This is a genomic window from Niastella yeongjuensis (genome assembly GCF_900110245.1).
In the GTDB taxonomy this organism is placed as follows: Bacteria; Bacteroidota; Bacteroidia; order Chitinophagales; family Chitinophagaceae; genus Niastella; species Niastella yeongjuensis.
Map to the genome: position 1 here is coordinate 221,802 of NZ_FOCZ01000009.1, position 22,114 is coordinate 243,915.

At 45.1% G+C, this 22,114-nt stretch carries 16 protein-coding genes; 7 read left to right on the forward strand and 9 right to left on the reverse strand.

The genetic code is table 11. From position 1 onward, the window contains the following. Positions 1–2: 2 nt before the first annotated feature. From BMX95_RS23470 to BMX95_RS23490, 5 genes are all read right to left on the reverse strand, one after another. Positions 3–3,380, reverse strand: a complete 3,378-nt coding sequence (locus BMX95_RS23470; protein ID WP_081197923.1) for a SusC/RagA family TonB-linked outer membrane protein — start codon at positions 3,378–3,380, stop codon at positions 3–5. A 68-nt stretch (positions 3,381–3,448) separates the two neighbouring features. Further along, positions 3,449–4,717: a FecR family protein gene (locus BMX95_RS23475; RefSeq protein ID WP_081197924.1), complete on the reverse strand. Its 1,269-nt coding sequence runs from the start codon at positions 4,715–4,717 to the stop codon at positions 3,449–3,451. 71 nt (positions 4,718–4,788) lie between these two features. After that, entirely contained in the window at positions 4,789–5,592 is an 804-nt protein-coding gene (locus BMX95_RS23480) for a sterol desaturase family protein (protein ID WP_081197925.1), read from the reverse strand. An 11-nt stretch (positions 5,593–5,603) separates the two neighbouring features. Beyond that, positions 5,604–8,156, reverse strand: coding sequence for a zinc-dependent metalloprotease (locus BMX95_RS23485; protein WP_081197926.1), 2,553 nt, complete (start codon positions 8,154–8,156; stop codon positions 5,604–5,606). 22 nt (positions 8,157–8,178) lie between these two features. After that, positions 8,179–8,760, reverse strand: coding sequence for a hypothetical protein (locus BMX95_RS23490; protein WP_081197927.1), 582 nt, complete (start codon positions 8,758–8,760; stop codon positions 8,179–8,181). A gap of 170 nt (positions 8,761–8,930) precedes the next feature. Here BMX95_RS23490 and BMX95_RS23495 point away from each other — a divergent pair, with 170 nt between their 5' ends. Then, entirely contained in the window at positions 8,931–9,632 is a 702-nt protein-coding gene (locus BMX95_RS23495) for a DUF4397 domain-containing protein (RefSeq protein WP_081197928.1), read from the forward strand. A gap of 177 nt (positions 9,633–9,809) precedes the next feature. Next, complete coding sequence (locus BMX95_RS23500; RefSeq protein ID WP_081197929.1) at positions 9,810–10,400, forward strand: RNA polymerase sigma-70 factor; 591 nt, start codon at positions 9,810–9,812, stop codon at positions 10,398–10,400. Here BMX95_RS23500 and BMX95_RS23505 read toward each other — a convergent pair. The 3 genes from BMX95_RS23505 to BMX95_RS23515 form a co-directional block, all read right to left on the reverse strand. Beyond that, positions 10,397–11,137, reverse strand: coding sequence for an alpha/beta hydrolase (locus BMX95_RS23505; protein WP_081197930.1), 741 nt, complete (start codon positions 11,135–11,137; stop codon positions 10,397–10,399). The genes BMX95_RS23500 and BMX95_RS23505 overlap by 4 nt on opposite strands. Before the next feature lie 99 nt (positions 11,138–11,236). Further along, complete coding sequence (locus BMX95_RS23510; protein WP_081197931.1) at positions 11,237–12,517, reverse strand: MutS-related protein; 1,281 nt, start codon at positions 12,515–12,517, stop codon at positions 11,237–11,239. A gap of 102 nt (positions 12,518–12,619) precedes the next feature. Further along, entirely contained in the window at positions 12,620–13,228 is a 609-nt protein-coding gene (locus tag BMX95_RS23515) for a TMEM175 family protein (RefSeq protein ID WP_081197990.1), read from the reverse strand. Between the two features lie 61 nt (positions 13,229–13,289). Between BMX95_RS23515 and BMX95_RS23520 the strand changes: the two genes are divergently transcribed. Further along, positions 13,290–14,480 (forward strand): gliding motility protein GldB-related protein, encoded by a 1,191-nt coding sequence (locus tag BMX95_RS23520; RefSeq protein WP_081197932.1) that lies wholly within the window; start codon positions 13,290–13,292, stop codon positions 14,478–14,480. Here BMX95_RS23520 and BMX95_RS23525 read toward each other — a convergent pair. Then, positions 14,474–16,258, reverse strand: coding sequence for an ABC transporter ATP-binding protein (locus tag BMX95_RS23525; protein WP_081197933.1), 1,785 nt, complete (start codon positions 16,256–16,258; stop codon positions 14,474–14,476). The genes BMX95_RS23520 and BMX95_RS23525 overlap by 7 nt on opposite strands. 949 nt (positions 16,259–17,207) lie before the next feature. On the opposite strand from BMX95_RS23525, the gene BMX95_RS23530 reads away from it, so the two are divergent. The 4 genes from BMX95_RS23530 to BMX95_RS23545 all read left to right on the forward strand — a co-directional run bounded on the left by BMX95_RS23530 (position 17,208) and on the right by BMX95_RS23545 (position 22,110). Further along, on the forward strand, positions 17,208–17,711 hold the full coding sequence (locus BMX95_RS23530) for a UpxY family transcription antiterminator (RefSeq protein WP_081197934.1): 504 nt from the start codon (positions 17,208–17,210) through the stop codon (positions 17,709–17,711). A gap of 133 nt (positions 17,712–17,844) precedes the next feature. Further along, a complete protein-coding gene (locus BMX95_RS23535) occupies positions 17,845–18,600 on the forward strand; it encodes a polysaccharide biosynthesis/export family protein (RefSeq protein WP_242673005.1) in 756 nt (251 codons plus the stop codon). Between the two features lies 1 nt (position 18,601). Next, on the forward strand, positions 18,602–21,037 hold the full coding sequence (locus tag BMX95_RS23540; protein ID WP_081197936.1) for a GumC family protein: 2,436 nt from the start codon (positions 18,602–18,604) through the stop codon (positions 21,035–21,037). Further along, positions 21,034–22,110, forward strand: a complete 1,077-nt coding sequence (locus BMX95_RS23545; protein WP_081197937.1) for an NAD-dependent epimerase — start codon at positions 21,034–21,036, stop codon at positions 22,108–22,110. Before BMX95_RS23540 ends, BMX95_RS23545 begins: the two co-directional genes overlap by 4 nt. The last annotated feature ends 4 nt before the right edge of the window (positions 22,111–22,114 follow it).

A 22,114-nucleotide genomic window follows, 5' to 3' on the forward strand; every position in this document is an offset into this window, starting at 1 on the left:
AATTATAATGAACAGCTGATGCCGGCTGTGATGGTGCGGGTAGGCGGCATAGCGCTAAAATTGGTCACCTCCGGATCGCCGCCTCTGTATTTTGTTATCACAAAAATGTTCTGCGCATTGATGTTTACAGCCAGGTTATTGAGCCGCGCCTTACGGGCTATTTTATCAGACAGGTTATACGACAAACCAACCGTACGCAGCCTGATGAAGCTGGCATCTGTCATACCGCCACTGGAAGTACCAAAATTGGTTACGGTACTTGCAGTAGTCAGTCTGGGCGCCTCGCTGATGTCGCCCGGATTTTGCCAGCGGTGGTTGTATTCCCACAGCGAGGAATTGGCCGTACCGCCGTAAATGCCGCGCAGGGAATTGAGGCCCATTCCTTTTTTGTAAGAGAAGTAAGTACTCAGCTGCCAGTTCTTGTAACGGAACTGGTGTCCCATTCCACCCATATAAGCAGGCGACAGGCTGATGCCAACATAAAAGTCATTGTCATGGGAGCCTGGTTGTACCTGGGTATTGGCTATTATTTTTCCATCGTGGTTATGGTCTTCAAACGCATAGTTACCCGTTTGCGGATCCACCCCCAGATAGTTCAGCACATACAAGGTATTCAAAGATTCCCCTATTTTATATTTGGAATAAAAGGGCGATTGATCAAACAGCGGATACGACAGCAGCTTGTTTTTATTGAAGCTGATGTTGAAACTGGCATTCCAGCTAAATTCTTTTTTATTGATAATGCTCCCATTTAACGTAAACTCCCAGCCGCTGTTTTCCACATTGGCCGGTGAATTGGCGGTCACGGTTCCGAAGCCTGTGAACGTGGGCGTAGGAAACGATACCAGCTGGTTGTCGCACCGGTTGTTATAATATACCACCTGCAAATTGATACGGTCGTTTATGAAACCAAGGTCGAGCCCTGCTTCCGCCTTTTTGTTCGACTGCCAGTGAAAATTACTGTTCGATTGTATTTGCGGCGTTAACGGAGCCACGCCGTTATAGGGGGTAAGTATCGGTGACAGGTTGCCCCATTGTGATAAATACTGGTAATCGCCTACTGCATCGCTACCGGTCAACCCATAACTGCCGCGCAGCTTAATAAAACTGATAAGGCCGGGCAGGTTCTTTCTGATAAAGGTTTCATCACTGAGGATCCAGGCCACCCCTACCGATCCGAAATTACCGAATTGTTTACCCGCGCCAAAGCGGCTGCTTCCGTCGCGGCGGCCATTCAGGTTAAGGATGTATTTATTGTCATAATTATAGGTGATGCGGCCAAACGCACCGGCATATTTATACTTGCCGTACTGCTCGGTGCTGGTTACCGTAAGGGCATTGGAAATGGTGTACAGCAAGGCGTCATTGGCATACCCCTGTCCGCCTACACTTAAACTTTTGGTAGCATTGTTCTGAATAGTACCGCCTATCAGCACATTCCACCGGCCTATACCGGTACTCAGGTTGTATTCCAACTGCGGTTCTACTACCCAGTTATTAGCTTTGTTGATGCCCATGCTGGTAGAAGCGATCCTGTTTGTAGCCGTAGGGTCCTGGGCAGCAAACGGCCGGTAGGAATTACTGGTATTGTCTGAACTGTTATAACCCAGGGAAACACGGCCTGTAAGACTTGTCAGGATATTATACCTCAATTCAAGACTGGTGTTCAGTAAACTGGCGTTTGTAGTATAAGGTTGCAATAAACCGGCAAATGGAAAGGAAAGGCCCACCGCCTTCCAACCTATAAAATTCAGGTTTCCCTGATCGTCGTACACCGGTGGGGCCAGCGGCGGTACCGTACCAATACCGCTTATATTAATGAGATTGGCAGCAGTATAGTTATAATTGGCCCCTAACGACAGATTGAAGCGATTGTCGAAACTGTGGGTATTTAAATTCACTGCAAAAGAAGTTTTAGAAGAGGCGCCACTGGTGGTGGTGATGTCTTTCGACTTGTTGTACCCTGCGCCGATGCGAAAATTAACCTGACTGGTACCGCCGGAATAATCAGCCTGGGCATTGGTCCACTGTCCCTTTTTGCCCCAATAGTATTCCTGCCAGTCAACATTCCTGGTCGTATCGGCCAGGAACAGGTCCGGGGCATAACCGGTACCCGGGGCAGCCGTAGGCGTTATGCCATCATTTTTAAACGCTTCGCGCCGCATGGCCAGGTATTGGCTGGTATTGAGCATTTCCCATTTGCGGGTAATAAAGTTCACTCCCTGTGAAAAGTTAACGCCAAACCTGTTTTTTCCGGGTTTACCCTTTTTTGTAGTGATCAAAATAACGCCATTGGCGCCGCGACTGCCATAAATAGCGGTAGCGTCGGCATCTTTCAATACTTCAATCGATTCAATATCAGACGTGTTCACATTGAAGAGCGGGCTCAGGCCGCCGGTAAACAATGTTTTTGACTGGTCCATGCCATACGAAACACTATTACCGTTTGTGGAGATCTTATTTGTACCCCCCACATCCATGATTGTCAGGGGCACGCCGTCGATAATGTATAAAGGATCGGAGGTGAAGCTGGGGTTCACTACGTTGCGGCCCCTGATCTCCACTTTAACAGGCCCTAACTCGTAACCGCTTTGAGGAGTTATTTCCAAACCGGCTACCCGGCCCTGCAAAGCCAGCAGCGGGTTCATGGTGCGTTGTTGTTCGATATCTTTAGCCGTTACCACGCCAATATTGGAGGTGGTAAGCCGGCGGCTGGTGGTGCCATACGCCTGTACTACTACTTTATCCAGTTCATTATCCGTGACCTCCAGCACCACAAACAACGGTTGTTTTTTGGGCGATACCATTTGCGTTTTGTAACCGGCATAACTGATCAGCAACACATCGCCCTCATTCAATCCTTTTAATTTAAACGCTCCTTTAAGATCAGTAATAGTTGACTTTTTTGTATTGGAGGTCATAACCGAAGCATTCACCAGCGGCTCCCCCTGCCTGTTCACCACCCGGCCCTGTACACTCATGGTATCAGCCATTGTGCTGTTTGTTACAGGCGGTACTGCAGGCGTGGTACGTTTAACGGTATTTATTACAACCACCTTGTCAATAACGGAGTAAGAATAGGGTAATCCGGAAAAAACTTTTTGCAGTACCGAAGTGACCAGTTCATTTTTTACCTGCAGGCTTATCAAATGTTTTTTTTCATCCGGGTCCTTTGCATATACAAAATAATACCCGGTTTGTTTTTCAATTTCCCTGCACACTTTCTCCAACGGCATATCGTGTACCGATAACGTTACTGTTTGCGAGTACAGGAAAGCGCCTGCCTGTAACAGCTGGTTGAAAAATAAGAAAGCTGTCAGCGCCGTGATCAATAGCAGTTTACGGCAACTGCGTGCAGCAGTTGTAATGTTGCGAATCATACAGTGCTCGTTTAGTCTTGGTTGTATTATAAATGTTGCGGTCTAGCGAATACAGATAAGGTTTTTTTCTATGGGGCTACTGTGATCTTTTTTCCATCGATCACAAAATGCACCCACCCGGTTGACTCCAGTATTTTCAGCACGGTTGATACCGGTACCTGGCGGGGAATTGTTCCGATAAATTGTTTTTCTATTTTTCCATCATACACAATTTCCACATCATACCAGCGGGCTACCTGCCGCATAATGGATTCTATGGAGGCGTCCTGGAAGCGGAACAGGCCATCTTTCCAGGCTATGACCTCTTCTGTCTGAACCGGGATAGGCTGAGAGATCCGGGATGTTTGGGACAGAGATGATTGTTCGCCGGGTTTAAGGATGGCGGACCCGTCATTTTTAAACGATGACAATTTTACTTTTCCTTCCAGTAATGTTGTCTTCATGGCGTCTTCGTCATCGTAGGCATTGATGTTAAAATGCGTGCCTAATACTTCTACAGCCCCCTCCCGGCCTCCTCCATTGGGGGAGGAGAAAATAACTTTAAAGGGTTTTTGCTCATCCTTAGCTACTTCAAAATAAGCTTCGCCGGTAAGTTCTACCAGGCGTTCATTCCCCATAAAGGATGCCGGGAACCGCAGGGATGACTGGGCATTCAGCCATACTTTACTGCCATCTGGCAATTGCAACTGGTACTGGCCACCCCTTGGCGTTCGTAATGTATTCCAGGCAATAGCAGTAGTATTGCTATGTTGATTGGAATTATACAGCACGATCCCATCCTGTTTATTTACTGCCGTATTGCCCTGGCTGGCTATTTTTCCATTTTGACTGGTATCTAAAACAATGTTGCGGCCATCGGCGAGTTGCAGAACGGCCTTATCATTACCAGGCTGCACATCATTATGATACCGTTGCTCCACAGGTAAAGCAGCCACGCTGGTATTGGGCTTCGACCGGTTGAAGACAAATACCGCGGTGGTTACGATGGCTCCGGTAACAATGGCTGCAGCTGCATATTTTAAAAGAACTTTTTTACCAAAATGTCCCTTACGAACCGGCACTACCGGAATCACCTGTACAGGTACCGGATGTATGGTATTGAGCACATCGGCCAACGCCCTTTCTTCATCGATCCCATACATATATTGTAATACCTTTTCAATTTCATCAAGATCGGTTGCGGTATCAAAAAAACGAATGTCGGCTTCGGGCCGTTGGCTTAGCCAGTCATTAAGAGCAGCCTGCTCTTCTGCGTTCAACTCCTCTTTGGTTTTCTTCAGCAACAGGCTGCTTATATGCTCAATTGTTTGTATTATCTGCTGGTCGCTTGGTGACATGGTTAATGGTTAGTTTTCTTTTCTGGTTTATATACTTTCAAAAACTAAAACACGCGAACGAAAAAAAAGAACTACTCCGTTTTATAAATAATGGAAGATTTCTGATTAATGGCAAGGGCCTGTTGTCCGGAAGCTGCTTTCTCAAATGTTTCTTCGTAGCGAATGTGATTGGTTTTCATGATGCGGTCCCAGATGTTGAAATACAGTCCGTAATTGCATTTGCTGTAATGGTGGTGCATATTGTGATGCGTAGAGGTATTGTGCCAATTCAACCATTTATTCTTCAACATACCTGCCGGAAACAATTCATATCCTAAATGACCCAACACATTCATTATGATCATATACAGGCCAAACAGGGAAAAGGCCAGCGGATGAATGGGCATAGTAAAGGCCGCCAATGGAACAATGCCTGCCTCTACCAGTGATTCAACAGGATGAAAAGAAAAGGCCGCCCAGGGGGTAGGGTTATGGCTTTTGTGATGAATATGATGCACATACCGGAATATTTTCTTCCAGTGCATTAACCGGTGCGACCAGTAAAAATAAGTGTCGTGCATAACAATGCACGACACCACACTAATGAAAAAATAACCCATCGAATGATCATGAATATTTGTATAAACCTTTGTATACTTTTTAACCGGATCTGTGTAAACAAGATGTACGACCACCGCAAAGATCACCACGGCTGTAAGCGAATACAGGAATTCCTGACGAACAATTGCCGGTTTGGGAAAGTGGGGCTGAATTTTCCGATGGTACCATTTTGTCCGCTGCCAATAATAAAAGAGGCCATAGGCAATGCCGGCAATAACCAGGTACCTTAATAAAATGCTGGCAACGATATACGCAAAAGGAATATGGTCGAACATAACAATAGGTTTTATAATCCTGGTGTACGGGACGATAGCATCCACTTTTTGATCCTTTCATACAGATCCTGCAAATGATATCTGCTGGCGTTGTCTTTGGCGGTTGGCAATGCATTTCCAATCTCCGAGTACAATTGGGTCATATCGGCGCGGATAGTACTGAACGCATCGTTTTCCGTTACTTCAGACGAGCCTGATACCAGTATTTCCAACAGGGCGCCTACATACGTTTTCTGTAAGGTGCGGCGGTATGGGTCTGATACGGAAACAGCCGGGCTTTTCAATTCTTTCCAAATCCCTTTATGAATAAGGTCGAGGTAATCTTCTACAGGTAAAGATTTGTCTGAACCAAAACGGCGTGAGTTTGCCAGCAGCTTGCCGAAGGTTTCCATATCGAGCAATGAATTCAGCAAACGCACCTGCGTGTCTTCTACAAAATCTACAGGCCCGGGTATAGTTGTTTTGTTGATCACTTCTTTATTCAGAAGCCAGTAAGGAGTAGTGAACAACTGTTCGTTAAAAAAGGCAATTGCTTCTTCTTGTTTGGTGCGTGGAACCGGGGCAAACACATCGCCTTTGGTGTCCTCACTTTTTACAGTCAGCAAAACGCCATCCACATAATTTTGAACATGGGCTATATACCTGAAATACTGATCTTTTACCGAAGCATAGATGCCGGTAAGTCCTTCATACAGGCCACCTTGTTCATAGGTCCATAAAGGCAGGGAAGGCACTATACGTTGCAGGTTTTTAATACCATAGAGGCTGGCCTTTACTGCATTATCACCCAGATCTTCAGTTTGACAGCGTGGGTCAACGCCTCTTTTTGATTCACCGTCGCCAAACCACAACAGGTGATTGTGTGCAAGGCTGTCGGTAATCCTTTTGTTCATTAGTTTCCGATCGTCCTCCGCATTGGCGGCACCTGAATTTTTATAGCCCCATTCAATGGCCCAACGATCGTACTCGCCAATACGCGGGTACAGGTCTTCCCGCTCCAGTTTATCTTCAGGCTGTGCTACATAATTAAAGCGGGCATAGTCCATGATACTGGCGGTATGACCGTGTTTTTGCAACCAGGTTTTGCTGCGCAGGCTATCAACGGGTGTTTGGCTGCTGCTGCCAAAATTGTGACGCAGCCCCAGCGTATGGCCCACTTCATGACTGCTTACAAAACGTACCAGCTGGCCCATGGTTTCGTCATCGAGTTTAGCGGTGCGGGCTTTAGGATCTACTGCGGCCGTTTGAACCAGGTACCACTTCTGCAACAACTGCATCACATTGTGATACCAGCCGATGCGGCTTTGAATGATCTCACCACTGCGGGGATCATGCACCTGCGGCCCATAGGCATTCATTACCTCTGAAGGGAAATACTGGATCATGGAATAGCGCGCATCTTCCATACTCATGGTAGTGTCGTTTTCGGGCCATTCCTTCCCGATGATAGCATTTTTAAAACCAGCCTGCTCAAAGGCGCGTTGCCAGTCGTTCACCCCCATGATCAGGTATTTACGCCATTGTTTGGGTGTAGCGGGATCTATATAAAATACAATGGGTTTGGCTGGGTCTACCAGTTCTCCCCTTTTCCATTTCTCACGGTCTTCCTCTTTTGGTTCCAGGCGCCAGCGAACAATGAACTGGGTTGCCTTTACTTTTTGCTGATCATCTGCATAAGGATAATAATAATCAGCAAAGTAACCTACACGCGGATCAAAGAACCGCCGTTGCATAGGCGTTTTGGGCAATATTATAAACGAAGTATGCGTAAACAGCGTAACCGGTCCGGCAGGACCACCAGTACTTATCCCGCCAGGGCTTGGCACAGCAGCCCGGGCCGTTGCATTCTTGCTGATACATAGTTCTACGTTCATTGGGTACGTACGGATGTATTCAATATTCATGTCTTTCAGGAGATTTATATCTACCTGTTTAGACAGCTGGCTTTTCTCCAGTGAGTTAACAAAATTCCTGTCCTTTAAGAATTTATCGGCTTCAATAACATAACTGGCGGAGTCTTTACCATAAGCCCTGATAGGGAAGGTATATACTACCGGATTCAGGTTCGATTTAACTACAGCTTTATAAATCTCATTGGTAGAATCGGCTTCACTGATCACCAGGTCGTAGCGGATATTAATTGTCTCGTTTGGACCTTTTTCAAAAATGATGGTCTTTTCATCCAATTCTTCACCTGCATATGTGCCATAACCACCCGGTCCTTTTTCGATGCGATTGATCACCATGATATCCCTGTTAAGCAGGGAATCGGGGATCTCGAAATATAGGGAGTCCTTTGACTGGTGGACCGTAAACAATCCTTTTTGTGAAGTAAAATCTTTGGATATAATGGACGCATATGGTTTTACGCGTTGTTTGAAAGAACGCAGGATGCTGTCGCGTTTAGCGGCCTCCTGGGCTGCATTAGCCGGACTGGCATTGGCAGCAACCGCCGCATGCTTTTTACCTTTTCCGGTATTAGCGGTATTGGATGGTGGTGGGTATTTATATATGGTACAGGATGCTACAAAAACAATTATCCCAAAAACAATAAATGATCGCATAAATATTTTCCGTATTTCGATATTAATAATTTGAAAAACAATCGGACCGCACGCCGTTTTTGTCGGTATGGGTGGCGTTGGTCAGCTTGCAGTGGATTGACGGAACGGATTGCAGCACCGTCATAAAAGTATTGGCGCGGCTGGCCGATGCCTGGTCATACAAAAAAATGAGGGGGATAGAATAGCCCGCATTTTCCAGCAAATACTCACTACGCTGGGTGTTGGTGGAGGCCGGTTGCCGCAGATCTATGAGGATACCGGTGCCCTGTTGTTGCGCCCATTGTTCCAGTAATGCGGGCGCCATTGCTTTATAACTGTTTGCCAGCGACAGGGCGAGCGAATCGAAATTATCATCTGCAAAATTCACTGCTAAAAAGGTGGCAGCTTTTCCTTCCTGTAGAAGGTCCACATAGTCGGTCCTGACCGGAAAATTAAAAACTTGCTGCTGGGTAGTATACGGGATCTCCCACTGGGAGTTAAGGTTGTTCAATCCAGGCATTTTCTTTCTTTGCGGTTTGGGTGCGCCGCCGGAGCACGCATATAACAGAAGCATGGGGCCAACCAGTAAAACACCCCGTCGAAACAATCTGAGCTGTTGTAGCATAAATAATGTGGCAGTTAGTGAGCCACATAAACACTTCAATTAAAAGAAAGAACTATCCGGATATTATATTTTTTTTAAAAAATACCCTACCCCACTAGTTCTTTTTTCCCGCCCGGGTGTTTATGTCGCAGGCGCGCGCCTAACCATTTACTAACTTTTATTTCCTGCTTATGTTAAAATACCTGACAGTATTTACCGGGGTAGTATTATGGGTATGCTCCTGTAAAAAAAACGATTCATTCCCGGTACCGGCTACCGTAAACATTGTGCACGCCATTGCCAATGGAAAGCCAATTATTCCGGTATTCGGCAGCGATGCCATTGAATATTTTAAAGCGGCTCAAACGGTAACCTTTGGAAACGCAGCCATTTATAGTTTACCCGGTGGCCTGCGCCCGGTTTATTTAGCAAAAAACACCGACACTACGAACCGCATCTATGACAGCGAGATTGATGTTGCAGCTGGAGGCATATATTCCTTATTCTTTGCAGGCGATACCAGTAAACCAGAAGCGGTGTTTACCCGAGATGAAATTCCTATTTATTCTGACAGTACCGCCGGTGTTCGCTTTATAAATTTATCGCCGGCCAGTGGCCCTATCAAAATAAATGTTAAGGGAACAGCTATTTCAAAACCAGACTTCAGCGACATCGGTTATAAACAAATCTCTGACTTTAAACCATATTTGGCCACGGCAGCTATTACCGGCAACCGGTACATTTTTGAAATACGCGACCAGGCCAATGACAGTTTACTGGTTACCTATACCTGGAGTTATACCCGCTTTAAAAACAATACATTGGTATTTTCAGGAGCGGTGAATACGGGGAAACCAGTAGCGTTAAAAATATTCCAGGTAAAAAACTACTGATAGTTCGTATAGCCATGATTACAATCAGGAAGACTGTCCCACTTAATAGGGATGGTCTTTTGCGTTTTTTTTGTTCTTACAATCAATTATAATTAGTTTTAATACGCTCCTGTGGAGCGTGATTGTTTCCTGTAAGAAAAAGAACAAACGTTCGGTGTTAAAAACTGTCTATTTCACATGGAGCATCCGGGAATGAATGAGGAAATTATAGAAAATTTCAGGCAAGGCGATCAACAGGCTTTTGCTTCAATTTTCAGGCTGCATTATCGACCATTATGTTATTTTGCTGCCCAGCTGGTAACAGAGCTATCTGAAGCGGAAGATATTGTTAAAGATAGCTTTGTTAAACTCTGGGGTAAGTATGCGGATTTCGACAATGCCCAAGCCATAAAATCCTTTCTTTACATTACTACACGCAATGCCTGTTTAAACTCGCTTCGACATGAACAAGTGAAAAATACGGTGCACAGAGAACTTGCCTATCTTGAAAGCGACCGCGGCCATGAGCTGATGCTGAATCAACTGATCCGGCTTGAACTGATGCAGGAGATTTACAATGAAATTGAAAAGATGCCCGAAAAACGGCGTGAAGTATTTAAAATGGCCTTCATAGAAGGCATGAAGAATGCTGAGATCGCGCAACAGTTGAGCCTTTCTATATTCACCGTAAAAGAACACAAGGCTAAAGCGCTGTCATACCTGCGCTTGCGCTTTTCCGATAAATACATTATGCTGTTATTATTACTGTTTGCCAAAGCAAGAAGTTAGTGTGTCGCCGCCTTCAAAATTAATTCAGCGACTTCTCCCGGACGCGACATAAACACCGAATGACTGGCACCTGTAATTTCTACCGTGGTGCTGTTGGCCCGTTTGGCGTATAACCGTTCCAGGTCGGGATTTATAATACGATCGGATTTGGCTACCAGGTACCAGCTGGGTTTCTTTTTCCAGGCCGGGTTGTGAATGATGGCATGAAACCCCGCATCGGCTGTAGGTACCTGTGCATTGGCCATAAAGTTAGCCGTTGCTTTGGGTACATCGGCAGCAAAATCAGCAGCAAACTGGTTGGGGTTTATGTAATCAAAACCATCGGCGCCTTTCACCAACGATTTATAAGCGGGTGGATAACGTTTGCCGTTATCAGCTTCCGACTCACCTTCATCGGGCGCATGAGCGGCTATGTATACCAATCCGGCCACATGCGTATCATTGCCCGCCGTGGTGATCACCGCGCCGCCATAACTATGTCCCACCAGTATACAAGGCCCATCCTGTTGTTGCAAAACCCGGGTTACTGCGGCCACATCTGCCTCAAAAGAAGTCAACGGTTCCTGTACCACTGTTACATGATACCCTTTGCCTGTTAAGATCTTATACACAGACTGCCAGCCTGATCCATCTACAAAGGCGCCATGTACCAGCACCACATTCTTTATTTTACCAGCAGGTTGTGCATTTGTATGTATCTGCAGCAATAAAAGCAGCAATGCCAGTATCGGTTTCATTTTTTAGAATTTTGAATAAAATTATCCGCTTCTCCTGCTGAAACAACCTGGCACTCGCCCAACAGGCATTTGGGGTAGACGAACAGGCGATTGTAGATTTTACGTAAGCAGCTGCACCAGTCCTTCCCTTTCAAAAAGCAGGGTACCGAATTTTACATCCGACCAACCTTCTTTCAGCCGGTAAGTAAACTTCGGCGTCCCTTCTTCAAGAAATGAATCGATATAATAAAATGCGGCATGGTCCATGGCTTCTACCTGTTGCTCTTTAAGTTTGTAAAAATGGGTAGACAACAGGAAATAAGACCCGGAATATTTTTTAAGCCCGTTTAACGTGAGCCTCAACATATTCAATGCATCATCAACATTCGTTCCGCTGAACAATTCATCAAAAACCGTAAACACCTGTTTCCCGTCCCGGGCAGCGATAATACTTTCTTTTAAATTTAAAACCTCCGTCATAAAATGACTATATCCGCTATGAAGGGTGTCCCGGGAATTGATGTATACATTAATAGCTGAGACAAACACCACCTTACATTCGGCTGCCGGTACCGGCAACCCCAGTCTTGCCAGGTACACACATAATGAAATAGACCGAAGCAGCGTTGATTTGCCCGACATGTTCGGACCCGTTAGTACCAGCACATTCCTGTCGAGGTGAATAGAATTCTTTACCGGGGCTTTAAGCAGGGGATGAAAAAAGTTAGTAAGAATAATGCCCTTATCAATAAACTGTGCCGGAACGAATGTTGCTTTTTGAGCAACAACCGCAATGGACAAATACGCTTCAAACAGAAACAATTCACTCCAGCATTTTAATAGTTGTCCGCTTTTGAAAAACACATATAACCGGTGCATAAAAGCAGCTACTTCGCCGGCTGAAAGACCGTTTCTTTTTTCACTTAACAACGTCCATTCCTTTTCAAAACCGTTCAGGGTATCGGCAATGGTGAGAATGGAGGCCTTATACGATACCGGAAATTCATTAAGATCGAGCCGCGAGCAATAATGCCGGTATATTCTTTCGAACAGCGTCAACAATTGAATGGACCTGGAAAACAACTGCTCCTTTTTTCTCCGGGAGAACAACAAGGTCATTTTAAATTCCCGAAGGTTGGTTTTACTTGCCGGAAGCTGGCTTTCCAGCCTGCAACAAAACTCATAGGCTTCTTCCAGGTCTCTTTTATAAGAATACAGATTTTTTATGTTAGCCAGGTTTGCCGTGAATCCTTTGATCACCTGTTGCCGCTCCGCCGCTTCCGTTATGCTTTTGGGCATGCTGTGAAAAAGCAACGTTAACGCTTCGCGGGAATGCCGGTTTAGTGAATCATCGAAGAAAGGAATGATCTCCGATTCAATATTAAGATCTGAAAAGTTCAAGTCAAATTATTTTAATTAATAATACACCTGACAAGGGGTTACTCAAATCTATTACATTGTGGCAACTGAATGGTATCAGCAAACCTTAAAGCTTTCTAAAAATCAGGACCTGATCCCGCGCAAATCCGGGCGCAGGTACAACGCCAAACAGGCGCAGTCGATCCCAAAGCCAATGTACGGATGCCACAAGGCAACCACCATGGCGATACCAAAAACGAGAATGGTTGATATTGACCGGAGACGAAACAACCGGGTAGCGGGCTGATCTGGTTGCTTACGGGCGCTTATAGTTTCCCTCATCAATAACCGATAAGTGATGTTCACCAACATGAATACAAAACCATACATGGCAACGGGAACGGGTTCTAATCTTGTTTCGGCCATCCAGTCGGTATCAAAAGGGATCAGGGAAACTGAAAACAGATGCGCAAAATTTGCCCAGACCAACCGCAGGTTTACCACGGTTGCATATTTGAACAGGAAGTGGTGATTGATCCACACTACCGCAATAAAGATATAACTCGCGAAATAACTGATCCAGGTTGGCCAGTCCTGCAATAGCGACCCGATTGTGGGGTTGGAAGGGCGTTTCAATTCCAATACCATAATGGTGATTACAATAGCAAAAACCCCGTCGGAAAATGCATTGAGGCGCTCCGGCGTTGACTCGTGTATGTCCTTCTCTTTTTCGGCTGGCGGCTTTTTTTTCATACAGGTAAATAAAGAAAGTAAATTTACCGGAATGCCCTTAAATATGTAAAAAAAACTGATTATGAAAAAAATCACCTCCCTTCTCCTAATACTGCTGCCCTTTTTTTCCTGTCTTGCCCAATCATCGAATTTCCGGTACGATGATTATTTCTATTATAAGAACAATCTTTTTTTACAAACGCCCTTTGTATTGATCAATACAGCCGTGGAGAAAATGAAAGCGGGCGATTCATTGGGCGCCATCAGCCTGTTGAAAGAAGCCGCCGCCACCGGCGTGTATGATACTACCTTATTGATCCCGTTCCCTCAAATGCGTTTTATTACCCAAACGCCGCAGTGGAAAATCATTGCCCAACAAATAGCCCATACCCGGGCTGTATATGACGATCCCCGTAATATGCAGATCATCACCAGCGACATCGATAATTTCTGGAAGATCTTTGACCGGCGCAGCCAGCCGGGCATAGAACAACTGATCATGAAAGAATATATTCTGAAGGGTACAATGGGCCTGCGTACCTTTTTTGATGTACGCATGAACAGCAGTGTTACACAGGTAATTCAATTTATGCGGTCGCATAAAAAATACCTGCAAAGCATTCGCCCGGTTTCTCAAAACCTGCAGCGTTTTAAACCGGGCATTATTGCGGCCGCCAACAAGCTGGAAGCACTTTATCCCCCGGCCATCTTTCCGCCTACCACTTTTCTTATTGGTATTTTCAACACCTTTGGCACTACCGATGGTGGCGCCGGCTCCCTTATTGGCGCTGAATTTATCTGTGATACCAACACCGTGGTGAAAGATGAATTGAACGCCTGGCGCGCTTCCAACATTTCCGATTCTTCCGAATTGCTGGGTATTATTATCCATGAGCTGATCCATGTTGAGCAGCGCACCCTGGCGCCCAAAACTTTACTTGACCGGGCTATTAATGAAGGAGCAGCTGATTTTGTTTCGCAGTTGGTACTGGGCTTTAATTCCAACAGCAAGATGCATGTGTATGGAAATGCCCACGAAAAAGAGCTGTGGCCAGCGTTCAAAAAACAAATGGATGGCACCCAATATTCCGATTGGTTATACAACGGCCAAAACACCCCGCCCGGCGTTCCGGCCGATCTGGGTTATTATATCGGGTTCAAAATATGTGAAGCGTATTACAATAAGGCCGCCGACAAAAAGCAGGCGGTGCAGGATATTCTCACCATCCAGGACTTTAAAAAATTCTTTGAGCTGAGCGGGTATGGTCAATGATCTATGCGCCCCATCCCTGTTTCCTGCTGGTGCCGCCACAATTCCTGAAAGGCGGCACTATTAGTGCGTAAGTGTTCGAAATTGCCTTCGGCCACAATGCGCCCGTGGTGCAATACATAAATGTAATCGAACTGGGGCAACAAATGCAGGCGGTGCATGGAAGATACGATCGCTTTATCGGCAAACGCGGCGAACAGCTTTTCATAGATCATCGCCTCCGTTTTGGGGTCCACGCTGCTGGTAGGTTCATCTAACAAGATCACTTCGCTTTCCCGGGCGGCCAGAATACCCCGGGCCAATGCCAGCCGTTGTTTTTGCCCGCCACTCAAATTCACGCCTTTCTCCCTGATGTCGGAGGCCAGCTTATCGGGCAATTGCATCACCACATCGGTGAAGTGTGCGCTTTCACAAACCTGCATGATCTCTTCTTCGGGAAAAGGCAACCCCAGCGTGATGTTATAAGCAATGGTGTTTTCAAAGATCTCCGGCTCCTGCGGAAACAGGGTAACCGATTCATTGAGCGAATCAATTTCAAAGGGTTTACCATCTATCGAAACTTCCACGCCCGGTTCGGCCATATACAACCCGCGTAATAAAGACAGCAGGGTACTTTTTCCGCTGCCACTCTCCCCTATCAGCGCGATTTTTTCCCCCCGCTTAATGCGGACATGTAAGTGGTGCAAACTGCTTGGGGTATACGCTTCGTTATAGGTAGCCCGGTGTGAAAAACTCAGTTGCCTGATCTGGATCTCGCGCCAGCTGGCAGGCAGTTCATCCGGTTCTTCGGGCCGGTGCTGTTGCGTGTAGGCGTCGCTAATATTACTGGCTGTTTGAATATACGTATTGAACTGCATTACCTCGGTATACTGCCAGGCCACATTTTGAAATACCCCGGTGAACTGGGTTACATAACCCAGTAAGGTTACCAGTCCGGCAATGTAGAAGGTTTGTCCGGGCTGCCAGTTCTGGTAAATGAACCCGGCTACCACTACGCAATAAATAAGCGCCAGCAGCATATCGGCCACAAACCATTTCCATTCATTGATGAGCGCATTTTTGCGGAAAGGCGCCCTTATCTGTTGTACCTTATGCAACAACCCCGACTCCATACTTTTTTCCAGCCGCAGCGTGATCACGGTCATGATGTTGGAAAGTGTATCGAACAAGGTAGAGGACACCACATGTTCTTTTTCATTCACCTGGTCGAGCGTTTTGATAAAGGGTTTATCAAACTTGCGGATGATGATGATATCCAGCACGCCCATCAATACGGCAATGCCACCGAACAATGGTGAGAAATACAACATGGCTATTACCGAGAAAAAGAATTTGGTGAGCGTATATAAATACATAAACCCCTGATCGAAAAACTGGCGCAGTGCCTCATAAGCTTTTCGAATGCGGTTGATGGTGGCGCCGCTGTGATGGTCCTGGTGCCATTTGGCAGGCAGGTGCAGTACCTGGTGGTATTTTTCCTGCAGGAAATTGCGGCTCATATTAAAGGCCAGGTTCCGCTCCATGATACGGGCAGGACCATGCAGGCTCCATTCAAAAAACCGGATGCAGAAATAGCCTGCCACATATATTAATGTATAATGCCATACCTGTTGCGTATCGTGCTGCACCTTATTCACAAACCAACCCAGCCAGATAGGCCCAAGCGCCGAAATGAAATTGGCCAGAATGAACATGGCATAGGTTAAAAGATATTTCTTTCGCTCCTGCCGGGCATAAGTCCAGGCCGTTCGCAACAATGACAGGTAAGGATTTTTTGGCATCGCTCATGATTGAAAAACAAAATTAGTTCTTTAATCCGTTAGCTCATTTCAATATTCCGTCAGCCTTACACGTTACCTTCATTCGTGGTTTACTGTCGGCCGTCAGTCTTCTGCCGGCTGCTTTTTCCAATCAATTTATCAAGCCTATGAATTATTGGGAAGTTTTGGCAATTTGATATTTATCAATTAAGCAGAACCAATTGATACAGTGTATAGAATAAGTAATTTAATGTTATAGCGATGATAATGCATGTATATTTCAAAAATATTTGTCAGATTAACTTGACTTTTTTTTACGAAGTATTGAATAAATACCTTTAAATTTACTTCGGATTTATAGAAAGGTATTCACCAATTGAATAAATAAGGTTACCACAGTTTTGATCGTTAGACCCAAAAGAATGTAAATAAAATAGCTTCTTAATTAATCCCTGATATATATAAGTCGGTCTTGATTTTTAGCAAATGTCTTCCTGCGTATTGTAATTCTTCTATCCATTATCCGCATTTCGTACTAATTTTTCCACTACCCGGTATTGATCCATTTATCCATTATTGCATTCAAATACATAAAATGTAGTTTATCAAATTCCAGACAATGGGAATATGATTGGCGAAGCCCTTTTTTCACCCGGCTATTGGGTGATATAAGTATGCTATTCCTATTATTAATCCAATACACTTAGTTATTTAAATATCCTGCATACTGTACCAGCAGTCCCGACCGGTCCATTATCCATCACATTGCATTTTTTCCCATACCCAACCCCGTAAGTCTGTATAAACAAAATAATCATTCCCTGTAAAAAGGAACAAGCATTGTTATGTCTGGATCTCAGGTAAACTGGGGTTATGATAGGCGAAGCCTTTTGTTCGTCTGAACAGGATGATATCGAAATAGCGCTATATATAATACTGGTATCGTACAACCTTCACAAAATTATTACTTATGGAACCGGCCAAAAACTGGTATGCGGTATATACCCATGCCAAGTGGGAAAAAAAGGTCGCTGATCTTTTGACCCGAAAAAAAATTGAAAACTATTGTCCGCTTAACCGGGTAGAACGACAATGGAGTGACAGAAAAAAAATAGTTTATGAACCCTTATTCACCTGTTATGTATTTGTAAGACTAACCGGCAAAGAACGTGTAACCGTGCTGCAAACTGAAGGCGTTCTCAATTATGTGAGTTGGATGGGTAAACCCGCTGTGATCCGTGATTCAGAGATTGAGTTGATCAAAAACTTCCTTATCGATCACATCAATGTACGATTGGAAAAATTTGAAGTTGGTATCAATGATACCATACGCGTTAAGTATGGAATATTCATTGAACAGGAAGGTAAAGTGATTGAAGTGCTTGATAAAACGGTAAGGGTTTTATTACCTTCTTTAGGTTATATAATGGTAGCTGAATTACCTAAATCGCACGTTGAAGTAGTTAAAAAATAAACGCTAAATAACAAATCAATTCTTCCACAGCCGTAACTCCCATTTTTTCATTTCAATTATTTTAACCGTGAACGCTCAGAAATTACCAAGTATTAACAAGGTTTCCCAACCAAGCTGTTTTTACAGATCTGCGTTGGCAGTTCTGTTGTTCGGTCTCCTGATCTCATCCTGTGCCAACACGAAAAATGTTGTATATCTGAAAGACGCAAAGGATTCGGAAACCAGCATTATCGACAAACTGGAACCTGTTATTCAAAGAAATGACCTGCTTAGTATAACGGTCACCAGCCCGAATGCAACGGCCAGCCAACCGTTCAATACAACCGTAATGGTATCTACCCAGGTGGTAGGCTACACCAGCACCCAGGCAACGGGCTACCTGGTTGATCAGGATGGCTACATAGACGTTCCTATGCTTGGCAGGATAAAAGCTGCCGGGCTTACCAAAAAGGAGCTGAAAGAAAAAATAACCAATCTTCTTATCGACAATAAATACCTCATGCAGCCGGTGGTGTCGGTAAGGTACCTGAATTTTAAAGTAACGGTGTTGGGCGAAGTAGCCAAGCCCATGGTGATCAATGTACCCGACGAAAAAATAAATATCCTGGAAGCCCTGGGTTTTGCCGGAGATATGACCGTATATGCCAAAAGGGATAATGTGGTACTGATACGCGAAGAAGGCGGAAAACGTATTACGAAACGGCTTGACCTGAATTCAGATGGGGTGCTTCGCTCCCCTTATTATTACCTCAAAACAAACGACATCATTTACGTAGAGCCCAACAAAGCCAAGGTAAATGCTACAGGTAATGCCAAAACCTGGCTGCCCGCCCTGCTTAGTGCGCTTTCTTTAACTGTCGTTATTGTTGACCACGTCACAAGAAATTAATATGCAACCGAATATAAATACCAAAAACGAAAAGAATATCGGTTCACTAATTGTTAACTGGTATTTGCCATACTGGCCTTTATTTCTGATTCTTATTATTGTAGGCGTGGGATCTGCCTGGGCATACCTGCACTTTATTGCAGTGCCGGTATATGAAACCAATGCCACCGTTATGGTGAAAGATGAAAAGAAGGGTGTAGATGAATCGGGCTCCATGGAAGCACTGCAAATTTATCCCACTAAAAACATAGCCGAAAATGAAATAGAGGTCATTCATTCACGAAAACTGATGGAACAAGTGATTGTGCAATTGCTGTTATACGCGCCTATCAATGAAGGGCCCGAATACAGCATGGGAAAATTTAATGAGACCTCCGCCTACGTCAGTTCTCCGGTCTCTATTGTGGCAAAGGACCCAGACGAGTTGATTGAGACCGGGGACACTGATATTGTGATGAGCGTAAATTATTATACTGATAAAGAACGGCGGGCAGCCACCAATGTATATAAAGACAAAGTAAAAGAGGTGGTCATCGAAAACAGAAAATATCCGCTTAGGGTATGGTGCAACACCCGCTGGGGCGAACTGAAGTTTATTCCCAACGACCGGCAAACAACTGCGCCCGTGGGGCCCCTGTTTTTCGAACTGAACAAACCTAAAGATGTAGCCCCCGGTATTTTGCTCAACCTGCAGGTGAATTCACCCAATAAACTATCAACCACCATTGACCTTACCTTACGCGATCCCATCCCAAGACGGGCCGAAGACATTCTGAATAAACTGCTGATCGCTTATCACCTTCAATCCATTGAAGAAAAGAAAGGAATGGCAGCCAATACGCTTGAGTTTATTGAAGCACGCCTGCTAAAAGTGGAAAGGGAACTGGACTCCATAGAAAGCGTGGTGCAAACCTTCAGAACTGACAAAGGAGTAGTAGATCTGGGCGAACAAAGCAAAATGTACCTCGAAAATGTGGGTGACAACGACCGGAAAATAGCCGATCTGAGTATGCAAAAGGCTGCCCTCGATGAAATGGAAAATTATGTGACCTCCAGATCGAACAAGGGCGACCTTGTACCTGCTACGCTGGGTATCACCGATCCGGTACTGAGCGATCTGATGCAGAAACTTTACAATAAAAAAGTAGAATATGAAACCCTGCTGAAGACCACTGCAGAAAATAACCCATACGCTGTTGGCGTAGCCAAAGAGATTGAACAGCTGCGGCCGTTAGTTCTGGAAAAATTAAAGAATTACCGCCTTAGTCTGGAAGCCGGTAAAAGAAACCTGGCATCCATAAGCAGTGGTTATAACTCAGAGCTGCGCACCATTCCACAAAAAGAACGGGAACTGATGAGCATCAGCCGCGAGCAGGCGATAAAAAAAGGTATCTACAGTTACCTGCTCGAAAAACGCGAACAAACTGCGCTGGCCAGTTCAAGCGCCAACTCAGACAGCAAGATCATAGATATGGCCAGTTCTTCCATAACCCCGGTCAGTCCCAAGAAAATGCTGACCTACTTTGGGGCACTGGCTCTTTTTGGTGGTTTGGGTATCGGCATTGTATCGCTCAAGGAAATGATGAACAAGAAGATCCTGTTCAGGTCTGAAATTGAATCGCTCACCAGTGTACCGGTAATTGCGGAAATTTCAGTGAACAAGGATAAAGAGTCCCTGCTGCACAGCAACTCCAAAGTATCAATCGTTGCCGAACAGTTCAGACACCTGCGGGCCGCTATTGGCTTGTTTGGCCGCAAAAAAGAGATCAATATAAAAAGGATCCTGATCACCTCCAGCATTCCCAGTGAAGGCAAAACCTATATCAGTACCAACCTCGCCACCAGCCTGGCTTTGGCCGGCAACAGGGTGGTATTGGTTGACCTCGATATCAGAAAGCCCAGAACTTCCGCCATCATGGGTATAGACCAACAGGCAGGCGTGGCCGAGTTTCTTGACGGGTCAAAAACACCAGAGGAAATCATTACCAACACCGAAGTAAATAACCTGTTTGTTGTCAGCGCAGGGCGGGGTGAAGATAACTCCCGGGAACTGATCCTGAGCGGCAGGCTCGACATCCTGATCGCTTATCTCCACGACACCTTCGATTACATTGTGCTGGATGCCTCCCCTATTGATCCGGTTTCAGATTCTTATACATTCTCCGATTTCTGTGATATTACCCTGTTTGTGATCAGGCATAACCGCACCCCCAAAACCATGGTGCAAATACTCGACAATAACAATAAGTTCAAAGCCCTGAAAAATCCACGCATCGTGTTCAACGGTATCAGATCCAGAGGCATTCTGAAAGGCATGTATGGTTATAGTTATGGCTATGGATACGAAAACGTATATCGCGATCGCGAAAACAAAAGATCCAAATTCCAGAAGATCTTTCATTTTCCATCCAAAAAAGATAAAAAAATTAGGGTATGAACGTACTGATAACAGGAAGCGCCGGGTTCATTGGCTATTTTCTCACGAAGAAATTACTGGAACGGGGAGACGAAGTAATAGGTCTTGATAACATCAATGAATATTACGATACCAGTCTAAAATATGCCCGGCTGGCTGAGAATGGCATAAACAGGAACCAGATAGAATGGAATAAACTGGTAAGCAGCACCAGGTATAACAATTACCGTTTTATTAAACTGGGCCTGGAAGACAAACAAATGCTGATGAGTCTTTTCAGGAAGGAGAAATTCGACCTGGTAGTTCATCTGGCAGCCCAGGCAGGTGTACGGTATTCCATTAACAACCCCGATGCTTGTGTTCAATCGAACGTAGTAGGATTTCTGAATATTCTGGAAGCCTGCCGTCACCACTCCATACAACACCTGGTGTATGCCAGTTCGTCGAGTGTATATGGGTTGAATGAACAAATGCCGTTTGCCGTTGACCAAAGCATCGGCCATCCCATTTCCTTATATGCGGCCACCAAAAAATCGAATGAACTGATGGCGCATGTATACAGCTATTTGTTCAACCTCCCTACCACCGGCTTGCGCTTTTTTACCGTGTATGGCCCCTGGGGCCGGCCAGACATGGCTTATTTCCTATTCGCCAATGCCATTATGAACGACCAGCCTATTACGGTTTACAATGGCGGGCAAATGAAGCGGGATTTCACTTACATCGATGACATAGTAGAGGGCATTGTGCGCGTGCTGGACAAACCAGCAACGCCCAATCCCGACTGGAGTCCATTGCAAGCCGATCCCTCCAGCTCCATAGCGCCTTATCGCATTTATAATATCGGCAATGACAACCCGGTTGAGTTAATGGATTTTATTAAGGAACTAGAAAAGAATTGCGAAAAGAATGCCAAAATAGAAATGAAGACCGGTGAGCGGTGTGAAGTGCAAACAACCTGGGCAGATATAGACCAGCTTGCCACCAACTTTCAATACAGACCCTCCACTTCCCTGCAAACAGGCATAAAAGAATTCATTACGTGGTATAAGACATTTTATGCCATTGAACACCTGGAAATGGCTCATATGTAACGAC

Coding starts and splice junctions, on each gene's coding strand:
- BMX95_RS23525 (WP_081197933.1), bottom strand. CDS start 16,258: ATGCCAAAAAATCCTTACCTGTCATTGTTGCGAACGGCCTGGACTTAT.
- BMX95_RS23530 (WP_081197934.1), top strand. CDS start 17,208: ATGGAACCGGCCAAAAACTGGTATGCGGTATATACCCATGCCAAGTGG.
- BMX95_RS23475 (WP_081197924.1), bottom strand. CDS start 4,717: ATGTCACCAAGCGACCAGCAGATAATACAAACAATTGAGCATATAAGC.
- BMX95_RS23500 (WP_081197929.1), top strand. CDS start 9,810: ATGGAGCATCCGGGAATGAATGAGGAAATTATAGAAAATTTCAGGCAA.
- BMX95_RS23485 (WP_081197926.1), bottom strand. CDS start 8,156: ATGCGATCATTTATTGTTTTTGGGATAATTGTTTTTGTAGCATCCTGT.
- BMX95_RS23545 (WP_081197937.1), top strand. CDS start 21,034: ATGAACGTACTGATAACAGGAAGCGCCGGGTTCATTGGCTATTTTCTC.
- BMX95_RS23540 (WP_081197936.1), top strand. CDS start 18,602: ATGCAACCGAATATAAATACCAAAAACGAAAAGAATATCGGTTCACTA.
- BMX95_RS23470 (WP_081197923.1), bottom strand. CDS start 3,380: ATGATTCGCAACATTACAACTGCTGCACGCAGTTGCCGTAAACTGCTA.
- BMX95_RS23520 (WP_081197932.1), top strand. CDS start 13,290: ATGAAAAAAATCACCTCCCTTCTCCTAATACTGCTGCCCTTTTTTTCC.
- BMX95_RS23480 (WP_081197925.1), bottom strand. CDS start 5,592: ATGTTCGACCATATTCCTTTTGCGTATATCGTTGCCAGCATTTTATTA.
- BMX95_RS23505 (WP_081197930.1), bottom strand. CDS start 11,137: ATGAAACCGATACTGGCATTGCTGCTTTTATTGCTGCAGATACATACA.
- BMX95_RS23515 (WP_081197990.1), bottom strand. CDS start 13,228: ATGAAAAAAAAGCCGCCAGCCGAAAAAGAGAAGGACATACACGAGTCA.
- BMX95_RS23495 (WP_081197928.1), top strand. CDS start 8,931: ATGTTAAAATACCTGACAGTATTTACCGGGGTAGTATTATGGGTATGC.
- BMX95_RS23490 (WP_081197927.1), bottom strand. CDS start 8,760: ATGCTACAACAGCTCAGATTGTTTCGACGGGGTGTTTTACTGGTTGGC.